17 protein-coding genes are annotated in these 17,366 nt (G+C 64.5%); 4 read left to right on the forward strand and 13 right to left on the reverse strand.

The window, feature by feature from the left end:
- Nucleotides 1-31: 31 nt before the first annotated feature.
- From Q0603_RS00405 to miaB, 13 genes are all read right to left on the reverse strand, one after another.
- Nucleotides 32-493, reverse strand: coding sequence for a DUF448 domain-containing protein (locus Q0603_RS00405; RefSeq protein ID WP_298720295.1), 462 nt, complete (start codon nt 491-493; stop codon nt 32-34).
- Nucleotides 494-511: 18 nt separating this feature from the next.
- Nucleotides 512-2,041: a transcription termination factor NusA gene (nusA, locus tag Q0603_RS00410; protein ID WP_298720298.1), complete on the reverse strand. Its 1,530-nt coding sequence runs from the start codon at nt 2,039-2,041 to the stop codon at nt 512-514.
- Nucleotides 2,042-2,073: 32 nt separating this feature from the next.
- Nucleotides 2,074-2,592: a ribosome maturation factor RimP gene (gene rimP, locus Q0603_RS00415; protein WP_298720301.1), complete on the reverse strand. Its 519-nt coding sequence runs from the start codon at nt 2,590-2,592 to the stop codon at nt 2,074-2,076.
- A 236-nt stretch (nt 2,593-2,828) separates the two neighbouring features.
- Nucleotides 2,829-3,563 (reverse strand): CbtA family protein, encoded by a 735-nt coding sequence (locus Q0603_RS00420; RefSeq protein WP_298720304.1) that lies wholly within the window; start codon nt 3,561-3,563, stop codon nt 2,829-2,831.
- Between the two features lie 18 nt (nt 3,564-3,581).
- Nucleotides 3,582-3,773 carry a CbtB domain-containing protein gene (locus Q0603_RS00425; protein ID WP_298720307.1) on the reverse strand — a complete coding sequence of 64 codons (192 nt, stop codon included), beginning with the start codon at nt 3,771-3,773 and terminating at the stop codon, nt 3,582-3,584.
- Between the two features lie 92 nt (nt 3,774-3,865).
- Entirely contained in the window at nt 3,866-4,546 is a 681-nt protein-coding gene (locus Q0603_RS00430) for a hypothetical protein (RefSeq protein ID WP_298720310.1), read from the reverse strand.
- A gap of 22 nt (nt 4,547-4,568) precedes the next feature.
- The gene (gene trmB, locus Q0603_RS00435) at nt 4,569-5,291 is read right to left on the reverse strand and encodes a tRNA (guanosine(46)-N7)-methyltransferase TrmB (protein WP_298720313.1); all 723 of its coding nucleotides are present in this window, start codon (nt 5,289-5,291) and stop codon (nt 4,569-4,571) included.
- Nucleotides 5,292-6,512: a methionine adenosyltransferase gene (gene metK, locus Q0603_RS00440; protein ID WP_298720316.1), complete on the reverse strand. Its 1,221-nt coding sequence runs from the start codon at nt 6,510-6,512 to the stop codon at nt 5,292-5,294.
- A 174-nt stretch (nt 6,513-6,686) separates the two neighbouring features.
- Nucleotides 6,687-8,243, reverse strand: coding sequence for an apolipoprotein N-acyltransferase (gene lnt, locus Q0603_RS00445; RefSeq protein WP_298720321.1), 1,557 nt, complete (start codon nt 8,241-8,243; stop codon nt 6,687-6,689).
- Nucleotides 8,244-8,418: 175 nt separating this feature from the next.
- The gene (locus Q0603_RS00450; RefSeq protein ID WP_298720324.1) at nt 8,419-9,306 is read right to left on the reverse strand and encodes a hemolysin family protein; all 888 of its coding nucleotides are present in this window, start codon (nt 9,304-9,306) and stop codon (nt 8,419-8,421) included.
- A complete protein-coding gene (gene ybeY / locus Q0603_RS00455; protein WP_298720327.1) occupies nt 9,303-9,956 on the reverse strand; it encodes an rRNA maturation RNase YbeY in 654 nt (217 codons plus the stop codon). Before ybeY ends, Q0603_RS00450 begins: the two co-directional genes overlap by 4 nt.
- Before the next feature lie 18 nt (nt 9,957-9,974).
- The gene (locus tag Q0603_RS00460; protein WP_298720332.1) at nt 9,975-11,066 is read right to left on the reverse strand and encodes a PhoH family protein; all 1,092 of its coding nucleotides are present in this window, start codon (nt 11,064-11,066) and stop codon (nt 9,975-9,977) included.
- A 47-nt stretch (nt 11,067-11,113) separates the two neighbouring features.
- Entirely contained in the window at nt 11,114-12,487 is a 1,374-nt protein-coding gene (miaB, locus tag Q0603_RS00465) for a tRNA (N6-isopentenyl adenosine(37)-C2)-methylthiotransferase MiaB (protein ID WP_298720335.1), read from the reverse strand.
- Nucleotides 12,488-13,189: 702 nt separating this feature from the next.
- Here miaB and Q0603_RS00470 point away from each other — a divergent pair.
- The 4 genes from Q0603_RS00470 to Q0603_RS00485 all read left to right on the forward strand — a co-directional run bounded on the left by Q0603_RS00470 (nt 13,190) and on the right by Q0603_RS00485 (nt 17,279).
- Nucleotides 13,190-13,564 carry a hypothetical protein gene (locus Q0603_RS00470; protein ID WP_298720339.1) on the forward strand — a complete coding sequence of 125 codons (375 nt, stop codon included), beginning with the start codon at nt 13,190-13,192 and terminating at the stop codon, nt 13,562-13,564.
- 64 nt (nt 13,565-13,628) lie between these two features.
- On the forward strand, nt 13,629-14,375 hold the full coding sequence (locus tag Q0603_RS00475) for a 2OG-Fe(II) oxygenase (RefSeq protein WP_298720342.1): 747 nt from the start codon (nt 13,629-13,631) through the stop codon (nt 14,373-14,375).
- 347 nt (nt 14,376-14,722) lie between these two features.
- Nucleotides 14,723-15,895: a polysaccharide pyruvyl transferase family protein gene (locus Q0603_RS00480; protein ID WP_298720345.1), complete on the forward strand. Its 1,173-nt coding sequence runs from the start codon at nt 14,723-14,725 to the stop codon at nt 15,893-15,895.
- Nucleotides 15,896-15,902: 7 nt separating this feature from the next.
- Entirely contained in the window at nt 15,903-17,279 is a 1,377-nt protein-coding gene (locus Q0603_RS00485) for an FAD-dependent oxidoreductase (protein ID WP_298720348.1), read from the forward strand.
- The last annotated feature ends 87 nt before the right edge of the window (nt 17,280-17,366 follow it).

The raw sequence follows: 17,366 nt of genomic DNA on the forward strand, positions 1-17,366 counted from the left end.
GCCAAGCTCATCGCACCGCGTCACTGGCCCGTCAACCTTCCCCGGATCGCAGCGCCGCCAGAAGCGCCAGATCCGCCGCCACACGGCGGCTAAACGGCGCCTGCCGCAACAGCAGCCGCTCGTTTTCCGGCCCCGTCACCGCCAGGGTCTCAGCCCCGGCCGCACCGTTACCGTGTAATACCAGCCCGGCACGCCGGGCTTTGGCGACCTGGGCAGCGGCATGCGCCGTCCAGGCCTCCAGGGCGCGGGCCGCCAGATCCGGCGCCACCTGCACCTTGCGCTTGGCGCCACGGGCAAACACGCCCTTGGCCCTTGCTGTTTCTACCGCACCGGGTCCCGGCGCCAGCCAAAGGCCGCGTCCGGGCATCCGGTGTTCCGGGTCGGGGATGACCGCGCCTGCCATATCAACGGCGAAACGCAGCATCCGGTTCGGCGCCATCCGCTGTCCGGTCAGCAAACACCGGCGCAGAGGATGGTTTTCCTCGCCAGGCATTCCTGCCGGGAGCCGGGTTTATGCCGCCGAACCGCCGTTCTGCTCCTCGCCGTCGAACCAATGCTGACGCGCCGCCATAATAATGGCGTTCGCATCTTCATTCGAAAGCCCCTCGCCGACGATTTCCTGCAATTCGTCGCCCGCGAGATCGCCCAGATCATCCAGCGTCTTCACGCCCTTTTCGCCCAGGGCCACCAGCATCGCCGGCGTCAGGCCCTCGATGGCGGCAACCTCGTCGCTGACGCCCAGCGCCTTGCGCTTGTCTTCCAGCTCGGTGTTCAGCTTCTCGACATATTCGAGCGCGCGCTCATGCAGCTCGTGCGCGATATCGCCGTCGAAGCCCTCGATCTCGGCCAGTTCCTCGACCGGCAGATAGGCAAGCTCTTCGACCTTGGTGAAGCCTTCGGTGACCAGAAGCTGGGCCAGGGTCTCGTCCACATCCAGCGCATCGATGAAGAGCTGGCTGCGCTCGCGGAATTCCTTCTGGCGGCGCTCGCTTTCCTCTTCCTCGGTCAGGATGTCGATGTCATAGCCGGTAAGCTGCGAGGCCAGACGCACATTCTGGCCGCGGCGGCCAATCGCCAGCGACAGCTGATCGGTCGGCACCACGACTTCCACCGAATTGGCTTCTTCGTCGAGCACGACCTTGGCGACTTCCGCCGGAGCCAGCGCGTTGACGATGAAGGTGGCCGGATCGGGCGACCACTTGATGATGTCGATCTTCTCGCCCTGCAGTTCGTTCACCACGGCCTGCACGCGGCTGCCGCGCATGCCGACGCAGGCGCCGACGGGATCGATCGAGTTGTCGTTCGACACCACGGCGATCTTGGCGCGGCTGCCCGGATCGCGCGCAACCGCGCGGATCTCGATGATGCCGTCATAGACTTCCGGCACTTCCTGGGCGAACAGCTTGGCCATGAACTGCGGATGCGAGCGCGACAGGAAAATCTGCGGCCCGCGCGGCTCGCGGCGCACGTCGTAGATGTAGGCGCGCACGCGGTCGCCCTGGCGGAACGTCTCGCGCGGCAGCAATTCATCGCGGCGCAGGATGGCCTCGGCGCGGCCCATATCGACGGTGACGTTGCCGTATTCGACGCGCTTGACCTGGCCGTTGACGATCTCGCCGATGCGATCCTTGTATTCGTTGTACTGCCGCTCGCGCTCGGCTTCGCGCACCTTCTGCACGATCACCTGCTTGGCGGTCTGGGCGGCGATGCGGCCGAAATCGATCGGCGGCAGCGGCTCGGCGATCACGTCGCCCACCTGGGCATCCGGATTGCGGCGCTGCGCCTCGATGAGGCCGATCTCGATGGCGTCGTTCTCGACCTTCTCGACCACCTGCAGATGCCGTTCGAGGCGGATCTCACCGGTCTTGCGGTCGATCTCGGCATGGATGTCGTTTTCCAGACCGTAGCGCGAGCGCGCCGCCTTCTGGATCGCGTCTTCCATCGCCATCAGCACGACATCGCGGTCGATCGCCTTCTCGCGCGCAGCGGCATCGGCCGCCTGCAGCAGCTCGAGCCGGTTGAAACTGGTCACCGTTTCCATCGTTCCTGTTCCTCGAACTCTCTTACCTAATCTCAGTTCACTGGCGCCGGACGGCCCGCCAGGCTCGCGGCGATCAGATCGTCGGTGACGATCAGCTTCGCGCTGGCGATTTCGGCGATTGGCAGGCGCTGCTCGGTGTCGCTGTCCTCATCGCGCAGCAGCACGCTATCGCCGCTCAGTCCCTCGATCCGGCCCTTGAAGCGCTTGCGGCCGTCCAGCGGACGGCCCAGCTCGACCTTGGCCGCAAAGCCCTTGAAGCGCTGGAAGTCCGCCGGCTTGACCAGCGGCCGGTCCAGGCCCGGCGAGGAGACTTCCAGGCGGTAGGCCCCGGCAATCGGGTCCTCGACATCGAGCACCGCGCTGACGGCGCGGCTGACATCCGCGCAATCCTCGACCGTGATGCCGCCGTCATGCGGCGCCTGGGTTTCACGCTCGAACATGATCTGCAGCACCGGCCGCTGCGCGCCAATCAGCTTGACGCGCACCAGATGGAAGCCCATCGCTTCGAGCGTGGGCGTAATCATGTTCGCAATCCGATCAGCCGCATCCATGAATTCGGCGTCTTCGTCCTTAACGTCGTACTGGCCTTGATTGAAAACTGGCCTCGATTGACAGCAGCCGGCCCGGGAACCTCGGGCATGAGGCCCCGGACTTGGGGTCCGACCCAAAAAAAATGGGCCGCGCCGGCCCATCTCAAATCCCCGATCCGACCATGGACCAGGCCAGCAATGTTGGAGGCTGTTATAGCGGCAAATTCAGTGATTGCAAGGCTTTTCGCCGATCCGGCCTAGCGGAACCGCTGATAAAAAAAGCCGGTCAACGCACCCAATCCGGCCCAGAACAACAGGTTGGCGGCAAAAGCCTGCTGGGCGAAAAGCTGCGCCATGGTTTCCGGCGCCGCACTGTGATGGGTCTCGGGCAGGGGGGCGCCATAGAGATGGGGCAGGACCAGCAGCAGCACCCCCGCCAGGGCGAGCAACGGCCGGCGGCCGAAAACGATCAGGGCAAGACCGGCGCCGGTGGCAAGCGCGGTGGCCAGCCACCAGATCTGGCGCGCCTCAAGCGGGGCGGTTTCGGTGCCCGGCAGTTCCGGCCGCAGCCCAAGTCCCGGGGCCAGGGTAAAAACGGCAAAACCGGCCAGGCCCCAGAGCAGGCCCTGGCGCCAGCCCACCTCGCGGCCGCTGACCACATAGGCGCAGACCAAGAGCAGGGCGAAACCGATCCCGGTCAGCACATGGGCCAGGGCGGTGTAGCCGAAGCGCTCCAGGCCGTCTTCCGGCGCCCAGGCGTCATCATCGTGGTGATGATGATCAGCGTGGCCGTCATCGCTGCTGCCCGCCGCGCCGTGATCATGGGCGCCGTGGCTATGCCCATGATCGTGCGGGGACGCGCCGGCGGCTTCGAAAATCTCGGCCTGCAGGATCAGCGGCACGGTGCTGACGTGATGCACCGCCGTGGTCAGCAAACCGGCCAGCAGGCCCGCCAGGGCGGCAACCCAGAAAATCCTACGGAACAGCGCCACGGAACGCTTCAGCAAAGATTAGTGGCAGGGGAAGCCGTTGGAATGGCGGGCGTCATGCGCGGCATTGTGGACCGCGGCGATGGGCGAGAATCCCGCGCCCCAGACCAGAAAGACGCCAAGCAGAGCTGCCATGCCGACCTGCAGCAACGTCGCGGCCTTGCGCTGGCTGACGATGGTTGCACCGGCGGTGGTGGTGGTCTTCGCCTGCATGGCCCGAAGCTCCCTCGAATCGCTGTATTTGGATGGTTATATGGCCGGATAATGACGCCAAGTCCGGCGCTTGGCCAGAGGCATCGGAGCGTTCAGGGCCGCCGCTGCACCACGCGGCGGTTGGCCAGGACGGAAAACACCCCCAGCAGCAGCCAGAAGAGCAGGTTCAGCCCCAGCATCAGCACCGTGTCGCCACCCGTCGCCGCTTCCAGCGGTATGTCCGGCAGCGGGTCCAGCGAGGCGGATCCGGAAGAGAGCGGATCCACAGTGAGCATACCGGAGACATCGCCGGGCGGGGTTTCGGCATAGCCCGTCTGCTCCCGCCAGGTGGAAGCCGGCGCCACCAGCGGCGGCGCCAGCAGCAGTGCCAGACCGAACAGGCGCTGTCTGCCCCGGCCCAGCAACAGCAGCATCAGCCCCGCACCGCTGACCGCAACCACAAAACTCCAAAACAGCAGGGCGCCTCCATCGCCCGCCGGCATCACCCCGGCCGGCTGGTCGGGCAATGACAGCAAAGGCGCGAGGACAGCGGCCGCAAAACCGCCCAGGCCCCAGGCCAGCCCGCCGCGATAGCTGGGCACGCCGAGCCACAAAAAGATCAGCTGGTAAACCAGCCCCGCCACGCAGCCGATGCCGATCATCTGAAACAGGAAGGCTTCGCGGCTGGCGATATTGGGTACCACCGGCGGGTCGATGATGGCCCGCACGATCAACACCACCAATGTGGCCAGGATGGCCGCCATCGCCGCGGCGGCCCCGAGGCGAACCGGCATGACGCCTCCTCCCGGGTTTTGCTCAGATGCGCCGCAGGCGATAGTAATGCGGCGTGCGCCCGGCGGCGATGGCCTTTTGCTCGTATTTGCTGGCCGGCCAATCGTCTGGCCGCCGCAGCCAGTCCACGCTGCGTTCCGCCGTCCAGACAAACCGCGGCTCGGCCAGCACATGACGCAGCATCCAGCGCTGATAATCGGGTACATCGGTGGCCAGCCGCAGCTCGCCGCCTGAGGGGATCAGGCCTGCCCAATCGGCCAGCGTTTCAGCGTTGACGATGCGGCGCCATTGATGGCGCTTCTTCGGCCAGGGATCGGGAAACAATACAAAACCGCGCTGCACGGAATTCTTTGGCAAAGCCTTGAGCAGCAGCCGGGCATCATCGATCAGGATGCGGATATTGTCGGCGCCGCCCTGCTCCATGCGCTCGGCAATGCGCGTCACCAGCTTGGCCACACCATGCTCGTAAGGCTCGACGCCGATGAAACCGATCTCGGGATGCCGCTCGGCCAGGGCAAACAGATGCCCGCCATCGCCAAAACCCACTTCGACCCAGTATTCGCGCATGGGCGCGCCAAACAGCGACGCCGGATCGAGCGCCGTGCCCGGCGCAGGCAACTGGAAGCTGACACGCGGCAGCCAGCCGGCCATCCGCGTTTCGCGGGTCGGAGAAAGTTTGCGGCCGCGCCGGCGCCCATAGATCAGGCGCCGCGACGCGGCCGCGTCATTACGCGTATGGTCGCTCACTTACCGAATGTTGAAGGCCGACTTCAGGTCCTTGACCAGATCGGTCTTCTCCCAGGAGAAGCCGCCATCCTTGTCCGGCTTGCGGCCAAAATGGCCGTAAGCGGCGGTGCGGGCATAGATCGGCCGGTTGAGCTTGAGATGCTCGCGGATGCCACGCGGCGACAGGTTCATCAGATCGGGCAGCACCTTGGCGATCTTGGTCTCGTCGACCCTGCTGGTGCCGAAGGTGCTGACATAGACGGACAGCGGATGCGCCACGCCGATGGCGTAGGACAGCTGGATCAGGCAGCGCTCGGCCAGGCCGGCGGCAACCACGTTCTTCGCCAGATAGCGGGCCGCATAAGCCGCCGAGCGGTCGACCTTGGTCGGGTCCTTGCCCGAGAAGGCGCCGCCGCCATGCGGGGCCGCGCCGCCATAGGTGTCGACGATGATCTTGCGGCCGGTCAGGCCGGCATCGCCGTCCGGACCGCCGATGACGAAACGGCCGGTCGGGTTGACGTAGAAATGCTCGTCATCGCACATCCAGCCCTTCGGCAGGGCCTTCAGCACGTAGGGCTTCACGATGCGCTTGATGTCGCCGGACTCAAGCTCGCGGCCCTTCTTGTCCTTGGGCAGATGCTGGGTTGAGACGACGATGGCGGTCGCGCCGGTCGGCTTGCCGTTCTTGTAGAGCAGCGTGACCTGGCTCTTGGCATCCGGGCCCAGCAGCGGCTCCTTGCCGCTGTGGCGCGCTTCGGCCAGCAGCTTGAGGATGTTGTGCGACAGCTGGATCGGCGCCGGCATCAGTTCCGGCGTCTCGTTGCAGGCGAAGCCGAACATGATGCCCTGGTCGCCGGCGCCCTCGTCCTTGTTGCCGGCGGCATCGACGCCAACGGCAATGTCGGCCGACTGGCCGTGCAGCAGCACATCGACCTTGGCCTTCTTCCAGTGGAAGCCGTCCTGCTCGTAACCGATCTTCTTGACGGTGGCGCGGGCGACCTCTTCGATCTTCTTCTTGTTCACCGCGCCCGACTTCGAAACCAGGCTCTTCGGGCCGCGGACTTCGCCGGCGATCACGATGCGGTTGGTGGTGGTCAGCGTCTCGCAGGCGACGCGGGCATAGGGATCTTCCTTCAGGAAGAGATCGAGCACGGCATCGGAGATCTGGTCGCAGACCTTATCCGGATGGCCTTCCGAGACCGATTCGGAGGTGAACAGATAAGAAGAGTTGTTACGCGCCACGTTGTTATTCTCCTCAAGCGGCCGCGCCAACCGGCCCGAAGTCACTTTCGTCCCGCACCGACGCTTGGCGCACGCCGGGATTGGGAAACTCGAAAAGGTCTCGCTATTTCGCAGAGCTTGCCCCGGGGGTCAAGCGGAAGCTGTGACCGAACTGCGGCCATCGACCGCAGGGGATCATCCCCGCCGCTGCCGGCGTCCCAGCAGCGCGGCGAATAACAGTAGCGCCATGCTGAACAGCACGACCGGCCAGTCACCCCAGCCCGCATAGGGCGTGGGCGGCAGCGCGACGGGCAGCGGGCCATCCACTGTGCCGACCTCATCCAGATCGAGCCTGGCAATCACGCGGCCGTACGAATCGACGATGGCGCTCACCCCGTTATTTGCGGCGCGGGCCAGCGGCAGCCCCTGTTCGACAGCGCGAAAGCGCGAGGCGGCGAAATGCTGATATGGCCCTGAGGAATAACCGAACCAGGCATCGTTGGTAATGTTGAGCAACAGGCCCGGCCGCGCCTCGCCGCGCGGCACAATCTCGGCCGGAAAGATCGCCTCATAGCAGATCAGGACGCGGCTGGACGGCAGGCCCGGAATGGCAACCGGCGAAGCCGGGCCGCCATCGGAGAAATCGACGCTGCCAACCGCGAGCGCATCGAGCCCCAGCGGCGCCAGCCAGCGGCGGAACGGCAGATATTCGCCGAACGGCACCAGATGCAGCTTGTCATAGCGCGCCTGAATCTCGCCCGCCTCGTCGAGGGCGAAGAGGCTGTTGTAGACAGCCAGCTTCTGCTCGGCATCGAAGCTGCGGCGGATGCTGCCAGCGATCAGCGCGCCGCCTGGAGGCGCCAGCCGCGCGAGGCTTGTGCGCAGGACATCAGACTCGTCCAGCAGATAGGGAATTGCCGTTTCTGGCCAGATGATGTGGGTCGGCGCCTTTTCAGCCGGTGCGACGCTGAGATCGACATGCTGCTGCAGATTCTTCTGGCGCAGCTCATCGCGCCATTTCAGCGTCTGCGGCAGGCTTGGCTGCACCAGGCGAAGCTGCACGCCCGCAACCGTCTCCGGTTCCGCCTGGATCAGCCTGAGGCCGCCCGCTGCGATGCTGACGATCAGCGCCGCTGGCAAAGTCAGCGCTGCGATGCGCACGCGCCGGCTGGTTCCCGGCCGGATCAGCAGCGTCAGACCGGCGGCAGCGAACAGCGTCAGCGCGCCGAGGCCATGGCTGCCGAACACGGCTGCGCTTTGCATGGCAGCCGGCCAGTCGCCCCAGATATAGCCGATCAGATTCCACGGGAATCCGGTCAGCACGAAGGAGCGCAGCCATTCGCCGAGCGTCCATCCGACCGGAAAGAGCAGAATGCGATAGATCTCGCTGCGCCCCGCCAGCCGCTGCGCGATCCAGGCGCCGCCAGCTGGAAACAGCGCCAGCAGAAGCGGCAGGCCAAGCACCGGCAATGGCACCAGCAAAGCGAAGCGTTCGGCATCGACGAAGAAGGAAATGCCGATCCAGTACAGCCCGGCGACGAAATAGCCATAGACGAAGGCATAGATAGTGAAGAATGAGCGCCAGCCGGGCTTGCCGCCATTGATCAGCAGCAGGGCGATGAAGGCGACAAAGGCCAGCGGCCAGAGATAAAGCGGCGCCTGGGCCGCGGCGCAAAGCGCGCCGAGCAAAGCCGCCAGCAGCGCACGCCGCCAGCCGGCAAGGTCCCGCAGCCGGGTGAGAAAGTGGTGCAAGCGCATCATCGGCTGGAAAAAATGGGACCCCGGATCAAGCCCGGGGTGACGACAACACTCAAGACAGTATCCCAACCGTCATCCCAACCGCCATCCCGGCCAAGCGATGTCTTTTCGCATCGCGCGAGCCGGGATCGCATTTTGATCCTGGCATGGCAGCTGACGACAGCCATCCTCACGCCGCATCTGCGGTGGGCTGTTGCGGCGGCGCCATGCGGATGCGCACGCGCTTGATGCGACGCGGATCGGCATCCAGCACTTCGAAGGCAAGGCCGGCTGGATGCTCGATCAGCTCGCCGCGATGCGGCACGCGTCCGATATGGGCGACGATCAGGCCGCCCACCGTATCGACCTCCTCGTCCTCCTCCGGATCGATCAAGGTGCGGCCAAGTTTTTCTTCGAGATCTTCCACCGGGCAGCGGCCATGGGCTTCATACAGCCCTTCGGCGCGCTCGATCAGCAGCGGCCCTTCGGTTTCGTCATGCTCGTCATCGATTTCGCCGACGATCTGCTCGACTAGGTCTTCGATGGTCACCAGGCCATCCACGCCGCCATATTCGTCAACGATGATGGCCATATGGGTGCGGGTATCGCGCATCTCGCGCAGCAGATTGAGCACCGATTTCGACGGCGGCACCACCAGCAGCTTGCGCGTGACCTTTTCCAGCGTGAAGCCTTCGCGGCCGGCGAGATAGGGCAGCACGTCCTTCACATGGATCATGCCGATCACGTCATCCAAGGTGCCGCGATAAACCGGCAGGCGCGAATGCTCGGCCTCGATCAGCATCTTCACCAGATCGTCGAAACCGATATCGTGCGGCACGGCGACAATATCGGTGCGCGGCACGCGGATTTCGCCGACCCGCATCTCGCCGACTTCCAGCACGTTGCGCAGCAAGGCGCGCTCAGCCGTTTCCTCCGGCGTTGCCGCCAGCCCTGCATGCTCCTCCAGCAATTCCTCGATGCTTTCGCGCAGGGATTCCTCGTTGGGCCGGCCGCGCAGCAGATTCAGCATGCGCCGCCAGAAGGTCGAGGTGCCGTTGGTTTCGCGTATCTCGCTCATGCCGCCCTCCGCCGCGCGGCTGGGGATGTTGTCTTTGTCACCTTCTTCTTCACGGTTTTCTTCACAACGACTTTCTTGGCAACTGATTTCGCACGAGCCGGCTTTCTCGCGCCGTTGCGCGCGACACTCTTCTTGACGATGACCTGATAGGGATTGGCAATGCGAAGGCCTGCGAGAATTTCCACTTCCCGCGGCTCCATTGCATTGGCCTGCTCCTCATCCATGTGGTCGTAGCCGAGCAGATGCAGCACGCCATGCACGGTAAGATGCGCGACATGATCGGCGAAGCGCTTGCCCTGCTCTTTCGCTTCGCGGCGGCAGGTGGTCAGCCCCAGCGCGATATCGCCAAGATATTCCGGCGGCCGGGACGGATCGACGGCGGATTCAGCGGGAAAGGACAGCACGTTGGTCGGCTTGTCCTTGGCGCGCCAGCCGGCATTGAGCTGCTGCATCTCGGCATCGTCGGTGAGCAGGATGCTCAAAGCCGTGACGGCGCCTTTGGGCAATTCGGATTTCAGCGCGGCCTGAACGGCGCGGCGGATGGCGGCTGACGGATTGGGCAAAGCCTTGCGCCAGCCGGCGCTGGCGATGCGGATATCGATCGTGATCCGGGAGCGGGAACTGCCAGGACTACTAGGGCCGTCGGACATGATTGCAGCAGCGCTCCCTCAGCGGCGCGGCCGTCCGGAGGCATCCGGACGGACCAGGCCGAGATCCTGCTCATGCTGGGCATAAGCGCGCACGATTTTGGTGACCAGCGAATGGCGCACCACATCGGATTCCGAGAAGCGCACGAAGGAGATGCCTTCGATGCCTTCGAGGATGTCCAGCGCATGACGCAGCCCGCTGGGCACGCCGATCGGCAGATCGATCTGCGACAGATCGCCGGTCACCGCCAGGCGCGAATTCTCGCCTAGGCGGGTGAGCAGCATCTTCATCTGCACGGGCGAGGTATTCTGCGCTTCATCCAGAATCACGTAAGCGTTCGACAGCGTGCGGCCGCGCATGAAGGCAAGCGGCGCCACTTCGATCTCGCCGCTCTCAAGCCCCTTGACCACGCGCTCGGGCGGCAGCATGTCGTAGAGCGCATCGTAAAGCGGACGCAGATAGGGATCGATCTTCTCGCGCATGTCGCCCGGCAAAAAGCCGAGCCGTTCGCCCGCTTCGACGGCGGGACGCGACAGGATGATGCGGTCGACGCGGCCTTCCAGCAGCATTGAGACCGCCATGGCCACCGCCAGATAGGTCTTGCCGGTGCCGGCCGGGCCGAGGCCGAAGACCAGTTCATGCCTGGCCAGTTCGGAAAGATATTTCTTCTGGGTCGGCGAACGCGGGATGATCAGGCGCTTGGTGGTGCGCACCGCGCCTTCCGGCAGCGGCTTGTCGCCGGCAGCCGGGTTGCGGTCGCGCGCTTTGGCCGTCATCGGAGCGTTCATCGGACCTCCCGGGTTGCGTTCGGCCAAGCCGCTTTCGGCCTTGACCATGCGAATGGCGCCATCGACATCGCCCATTTCGATCATGCGGCCGCTTTCCAGCCGGCCGTACAGCTCTTCGAGAACCTGGCGCGCATTGCCCTGACCCTCGGCCGAGCCGCTGATCATCAGACGGTTGCCGCGCGGGGTTACAGCCACGCCGAGCTGCTGCTCGATGCGCGCAAGATGACGGTCATGCTCGCCGAACAAGAGCGCCAGCAGGCGGTTGTCGTCGAATTCCAGAACAGTCGGCTGTCCGGCATTGTCCGGACCACGCGCTTCGCTCACAGGCTTCAGCCTTTCGGTGCTCAAGAACTCTTTATGCCGCGTCCGCGTCACGCAGCCTCAAGCTGGCCGGCAATCTCGCCGGACAGGGAACTGGCAGAAGCAGCGGTGATCGTCACCGTCACGCGGTCGCCGATCGCGGCGGCGCTGTCGTTGATCACCACCGATTGCATATAGGGCGACCGGCCCAATAGCTGGCCCGGATGGCGGCCCGGCCGGTCCAGCAGCACATCGAGCTGGCGGCCGACCATGCCGCGGTTGAAGGCCGTGGCCTGCTCCATCAGCAGGGCCTGCAGCGCGTAAAGCCGTTCGGAGCTGACCTCGTCCGGCACCTGATTGGGCATCAGGCTGCCCGGCGTGCCGGGACGGGCGCTGTATTTGAAGGAGTAAGCGGAGGCGAAGCCGACCTCGCGCACGAGAGCCATGGTGGCTTCGAAATCCCTGTCGGTTTCGCCCGGAAAGCCGGTGATGAAATCCGACGACAGGGCGATATCGGGCCGGGCGGCGCGCAGCTTTTCGACAATGCGCAGATAATCTTCCGCCTTATGGCCGCGGTTCATCGCGCGCAGGACGGCATCGGAACCCGACTGCACCGGCAGATGCAGGAAGGGCATCAGGCCGGACAATTCGCCATGCGCCTTGATCAGATCGTCATCCATCTCGCGGGGGTGCGAGGTGGTGTAGCGCCAGCGCAGATCGGGATGGCGGTCGTTGAGCTCGCGCAGGAGGCGGCCAAGCGACCAGGTGCTGCCATCCAGCCCTTCGCCATGCCAGGCATTCACGTTCTGGCCGAGCAGCGCGATCTCGCGCGCGCCGGCCGCAATCAGCCGCTCGGCCTCGGCCAGCACGGCAGAAGCCGGACGGGAATATTCGGCGCCGCGCGTATAGGGCACAACGCAGAAGGTGCAGAACTTGTCGCAGCCTTCCTGGATGGCGAGGAAGCCGACGGGACCGGGCGGCGTCGCCACCTGTTCGGGCAGATGATCGAATTTCGATTCGACCGGGAATTCGGTATCGAGAATGCCGCGGCCCTTGCCGGTCTTGGTGGCGCGCACGCGTTCGGCCTTGGCCAGCAGCTCGGGCAGGCGGTGATAGGCCTGCGGTCCGACCACCAGATCGACAAAGGGCGCGCGGTTGATGATCTCCTCGCCCTCGGCCTGCGCCACGCAGCCGGCCACGGCAATCGTGACATCGCCGCCGGCCTGGCGCGCTTCCAGCTTGCGCAGGCGCCACTGGCCAAGCTCGGAGAAGACCTTCTCGGCGGCTTTCTCGCGGATATGACAGGTGTTGATGATCACCATATCGGCGTCATCGGGCGTCTCGGTCTTGGCGTATCCTAAGGGTCCCAGAACATCCGCCATGCGGGCGGAATCGTAGACGTTCATCTGGCAGCCGTAGGTCTTGATGAACAGCTTCTTGGCCAAGTCCGGTTTTCAGCGGGGCATTGCCTGATCAGACCGCCAATCGCGTGGCCTGACCGACCTGCCCCAGACGCTCCTTCATGACGGGGTGAACGATGGGTCCAAGGTAAGCGGCCGGGACTTTGGAATCAAGCTCCCCGCTTGGCCTTTGCTGCGGGCGTAATCGATTCTTCACATAAGGATCAATGACTTAACAGGCGTCGTTGCAGCTGGCCCCCGCAAATGCCGCCATCGCAGCGACGCGGCGGCCCTGAAAGAGCGGTTCGGGATGCTCAATACGCCGCTGCGATCCGCCTTAAACCAGCTTGGATGGTCTCGACGGCTCGTTATATCAATATCAGCGTGAAAATAGGAACATAAAGTGTATAATAATTTATAATGAGGAATAGTGTCTGCAGCTATATGATTTATGTTCTCGTTCAAAAGTCCTGCCCCGGGCGATGATGTCCTCCCCTGCCTTTCGATCGGGATGAGCCGACGAAAGGCCGACAGGCTTTGGCTCTTAAGAGCCCTTCCGGGGCAGAAGCTCGGCGGCTTTCGGATGCCGGTGAGTGAAAAGAGCCTGAAGCATTCAACAAGGATCATCCAAAAATTTGCACAGGACGTTTGTGATCGGGCCGAAGCGTGGCTCAAAAAGAACGCAGGCTTGGAAGGCGGTCATGACAAGTCACACGTCACAAGTCACCCGTCACAAGGCACAGCGCGATGAAAACCCGCTATGTCTGGATGACCCAAACCAACGGGCGCGGTTTTGCCGATATGCTCGCGAAGAGCTTTCCCGCGCTGCGCTATTCAGACGCACGATCTCCTGTCACGGCATTTTTATCGGCTGCCTGGAAAAGCCCAACAAACAAGGATCAAACATCCTTCGCCATGCCCAGCCGTAAGTCCTGTGCGAGCAGAAAAAGCGCTCTTCCTGGCTTGGTCATGACGCCATCCGATGGGCAAAAGAGGATCCGCACGGGTTTTCTTTTACACGGATCGGAATTCGGCCTTGCGTCCAGGCTGCGCCGGCGTGGCGATCACCCCCAGGATGCCGATGAGAGATGCCGGTGGGAGATGCCGGTGAGAACAGCCTGAAAAGGCCTGCTCGCTCCGCAAGTTCCGGGAAGCCGATCACAGCGCTGCGCGCTATATCTGCTCCATGCCATTGCTGACCGCGACAGAATCTCCCGAGACAAAACCGCTGACCGCCGCACCTGGCCTGTCCCTCGACTGGCCGGGCATCGAGGCTGCGCTGGAGAAATTCGGCTGCGCGACGACCGGCCCGCTGCTTTCGGCTGCCCAGTGCCGCAGCCTGGCCGCGCTGTATGACGAGAGCAGCATTTTCCGCAGCCGCGTGGTGATGGCGCGCCACGGCTTCGGCTCGGGCGAGTACAAATACTTCGCCTATCCGCTGCCCGAAACGGTCGCATGGCTGCGCGCGGCGCTCTATCCGGCCCTGGCCGGGATCGCCAATCGCTGGAATGCGCAGATGGGCATTGCCATGCACTATCCCGAACGGCACGAGGCGTATCTTGCGCGCTGCCACGCGGCCGGACAGACGCGGCCGACGCCTTTGCTGCTGCGCTATGGGCCGGGCGATTACAACTGCCTGCATCAGGACCTCTATGGCGACGAGGTGTTTCCGCTGCAGGTCGCCTTTATGCTGTCCGATCCGGAAAAGGATTTCACCGGCGGGGAATTCGTGCTGACCGAGCAGCGCCCGCGCATGCAGTCGCGCGCCGAAGTCGTGCCCCTGCGGCAGGGCGAAGGCGTGATTTTCCCCGTGCATCATCGGCCGGTGAAGGGCACGCGCGGCATCTATCGCGTCAACATGCGCCACGGCGTTTCGCGATTGCGCTCGGGCCAGCGTTTCACGCTGGGCGTGATCTTCCACGACGCGCGGTGATTGGCCGACAGATTCGGCGCGTGACGAAACGAAATCCCGGGTCTTGCGCCAGCACGCACGCGCCCGGGATAACGGAAAAGCCGACAAGTAAAGAAACCCGTCATCCCGGCCAAGCGGCGTCGTTGCGCCGCGCGAGCCGGGATCCCATTACTTGCCGGCCTGCCGGGATGACGACTTCTCTTCTTCCATCTCAATCGGCTTCCATCTCAATCGGCCGGTCATAACTTCGCCGCATTAGTAGGCGTTCCTATCCGTCCGTGACGATTCTGGTCCCCGCTGGAACCCGGGGACCCTGTTCGCCCTTCACCTCCACAATATCTCGAATCCGCAAAGCGACAGGAGAGCGCATGCCCCCCGTGGTCGGAATCATCGGCTCCTATGGCGGCCTTAATCTTGGTGATGAGGCAATTCTCGCCTCCGTGGTCGACCAGCTCCGCTCGCTGGAGCCGGAGATCGAGATCGTCGTCTTCTCGCGCAATGCCGAGCATACCCGCATGCGCCATGCCGTGGACCGCACCATCAATGCGCGCACCGCGCTGCGCGAGCAGGTGCTGCCCGAGCTGGAGCGGCTGGACATGCTGCTGCTGGGCGGCGGCGGCATTCTGTACGACCGCGAGGCGCGGGTTTATCTGCGCGAAGTGCAGCTTGCCCATGAGATCGGTCTGCCGACTTTCGCCTACGCCGTGGGCATCGGCCCGCTGAGCCATGTCGAGGAGCGCGCCGCCGTGCGCGACGGGCTGAACCGCATGGCGGGGATTACCGTACGCGAGGTAAGCGCCAAGCGGCTGTGCCAGGAAATCGGCGTGACCATCCCCATTGAAGTGACCGCCGATCCGGCCCTGCTGCTCGATCCCATGCCGTTCACCGATCAGATGCTGGTGCGCGAGAGCATTCCGCCGGATCGCCGGCTGATCGGCTTTTCCGTGCGCGAGCGTGGCGGCGCAGCGCCCGATCTGGAGAAGGCGCGCTATCACGAGGTGATTGCCGATGTGGCCGATTTCTGCGTGCGGCGCTATGAGGCCGACGCTGTCTTCGTGCCGATGGAGCGCATCGACCGCAACGAGATTCATCAGGTAATCGCGCTGATGGAGCAGTCCGACCGCGCCCATGTTCTGCGCGGCGACTATCATCCGCGCGAGATCATGGGACTGACCGAGCGCTTCTCCTTCGTTGCCGGCATGCGTCTGCATTTTCTGATTTTCGCCGCCGTGATGGGCACGCCGATCGTCGCCCTGCCCTATGCGCCGAAAGTCCAGGATCTCGTCTCCAGCCTCGGCGTGCAGGAATACATGAATGCTGGCGATGCGCGCACCGGCAGCTTCCTCGCCACGCTCGACCGGCTGTGGGACAACCGCACGGCGCAGCGCGCCGCCATCAACGAGCGCCTGCCGGCCCTGCAGCAGCTGGCGCGGCGCACGCCGCTGCATGCCCTGAGCGTGATCGGCCGCGGCCCCGGCGTCGACACCATGCCCTCCATTCGCACCGGAGAAGATCTTGCCAACCCTCCGCTCTCCTTCTGACGTCCAGATGGTGACGCTGAAACCGCGCCGCGCGCGGGTGGCGGCGCGCTGCGACGTTCTGGTGGTGGGTGGCGGGCCGGCGGGCATGGCGGCAGCCTTAGGGGCTGCCTGGGCCGGCGCCGATGTATTGCTGACCGAGCGCTTCGGCTTCCTCGGCGGCAATCCGACGGTGGCCCTGGTCAATCCGCTGATGTCCTGGCACACGCAGAAAGCGCCGCCGAGCGAGATCGATCCGACAAGGCTGCTGCCGCAGGATCACGGGCCGGGCGAGCCCATCGTAGCCGGTGCGCTGGAAACCTTTGTCTCCAATCTGATTGCCGCCGATGGCGCGCTGGCGCCGACGCAGGCGACCGGCTTCACCGTGCCGTTCGATCCTGAAATCTACAAAGCCGTGGCGCAGGAGACGATGGAGCAGGCCGGCGTGCGCGTACTGCTGCATGCATTCGCCAACGATGTGTGGACAGATGAGGACAAGCTCTGCGGCGCGGTCTTCGAGACCAAGAGCGGTCCCTTGCTGATCCGCGCCAATGTCATTGTCGATGCGTCCGGCGATGGCGATCTGGCGGCCAAGGCTGGCGCGCGTTTCCATATCGGCCGCGAGGAAGACGGCCGCGTGCAGCCGATGACCCTGATGTTTCGCATCGCCGATTTCGACCGCGAGGCTTTTGCCGCCTATGTGCGTGAGCATCCGGATCAATGGCGCGGCGTGCATGGCCTGTGGGACCTGATAGAAAAGGCCCGCGCGGCGGGCGAGCTGGATCTGCCGCGCGAGGACATTCTTTTCTTTGCCACGCCGCATCCGCGAGAACTGTCGGTCAACTGCACGCGGGTGACCGGCGTGAACGGCACCGACGTGTTCGACCTGTCGCGCGCCGAGGGCGAGGCACGGCGGCAGATGCGGCAGATCATGCGCTTTTTGAAGCGATACGTGCCGGGCTTTGCGGACGCCTATATCGTGCAGAGCGGCACTCATATCGGCGTGCGCGAGACGCGGCGCATCGTCGGCGAGTACACGCTGGATGTCGAAGACGTGCTGCAGGCGCGCAAATTTTCCGATGCCATCGCGCGCTGCTCTTATCCAGTCGACATCCACAATCCGGCCGGCAGCGGCACGACATTGCGCCGCCTGCCGCAGGGCGAATGGTATGAAGTGCCGCTGCGCTGCCTGGTGCCGAAGGATGTCGACGGCCTGCTGGTGGCAGGCCGCAGTATCAGCGGCACCCATGAAGCTCATAGCAGCTATCGCGTCACGCCCACTGCGATGGCCACCGGCCAGGCTGCCGGCGTCTGCGCAGCGCTCGCCAGCCGCAACCGATGCCCGCCCCGCCAGGTTTTGGCGTCTGCCGTGCAGATCGAGCTGCGCCGGCAGGGTGCGATAGTGTGAGCAATTCGGTTTAGCTGGCGATGAAGCTCTCTCCCTCCCCACCGTTTACATGGTGGGTCTCCTTCTTCTCCCATTGGGAATGGGACG

This window comes from uncultured Ferrovibrio sp. (genome assembly GCF_937960835.1).
Lineage (GTDB): Bacteria > Pseudomonadota > Alphaproteobacteria > Ferrovibrionales > Ferrovibrionaceae > Ferrovibrio.

Excerpts from the sequence above, each read along its gene's own strand:
- Q0603_RS00425 (WP_298720307.1), bottom strand. The coding sequence starts at position 3,773 with ATGCAGGCGAAGACCACCACCACCGCCGGTGCAACCATCGTCAGCCAG.
- rimP (WP_298720301.1), bottom strand. The coding sequence starts at position 2,592 with ATGGATGCGGCTGATCGGATTGCGAACATGATTACGCCCACGCTCGAA.
- Q0603_RS00475 (WP_298720342.1), top strand. The coding sequence starts at position 13,629 with ATGCCATTGCTGACCGCGACAGAATCTCCCGAGACAAAACCGCTGACC.
- Q0603_RS00485 (WP_298720348.1), top strand. The coding sequence starts at position 15,903 with ATGGTGACGCTGAAACCGCGCCGCGCGCGGGTGGCGGCGCGCTGCGAC.
- nusA (WP_298720298.1), bottom strand. The coding sequence starts at position 2,041 with ATGGAAACGGTGACCAGTTTCAACCGGCTCGAGCTGCTGCAGGCGGCC.
- Q0603_RS00470 (WP_298720339.1), top strand. The coding sequence starts at position 13,190 with ATGAAAACCCGCTATGTCTGGATGACCCAAACCAACGGGCGCGGTTTT.
- Q0603_RS00480 (WP_298720345.1), top strand. The coding sequence starts at position 14,723 with ATGCCCCCCGTGGTCGGAATCATCGGCTCCTATGGCGGCCTTAATCTT.
- Q0603_RS00450 (WP_298720324.1), bottom strand. The coding sequence starts at position 9,306 with ATGAGCGAGATACGCGAAACCAACGGCACCTCGACCTTCTGGCGGCGC.
- Q0603_RS00430 (WP_298720310.1), bottom strand. The coding sequence starts at position 4,546 with ATGCCGGTTCGCCTCGGGGCCGCCGCGGCGATGGCGGCCATCCTGGCC.
- Q0603_RS00405 (WP_298720295.1), bottom strand. The coding sequence starts at position 493 with ATGCCTGGCGAGGAAAACCATCCTCTGCGCCGGTGTTTGCTGACCGGA.
- ybeY (WP_298720327.1), bottom strand. The coding sequence starts at position 9,956 with ATGTCCGACGGCCCTAGTAGTCCTGGCAGTTCCCGCTCCCGGATCACG.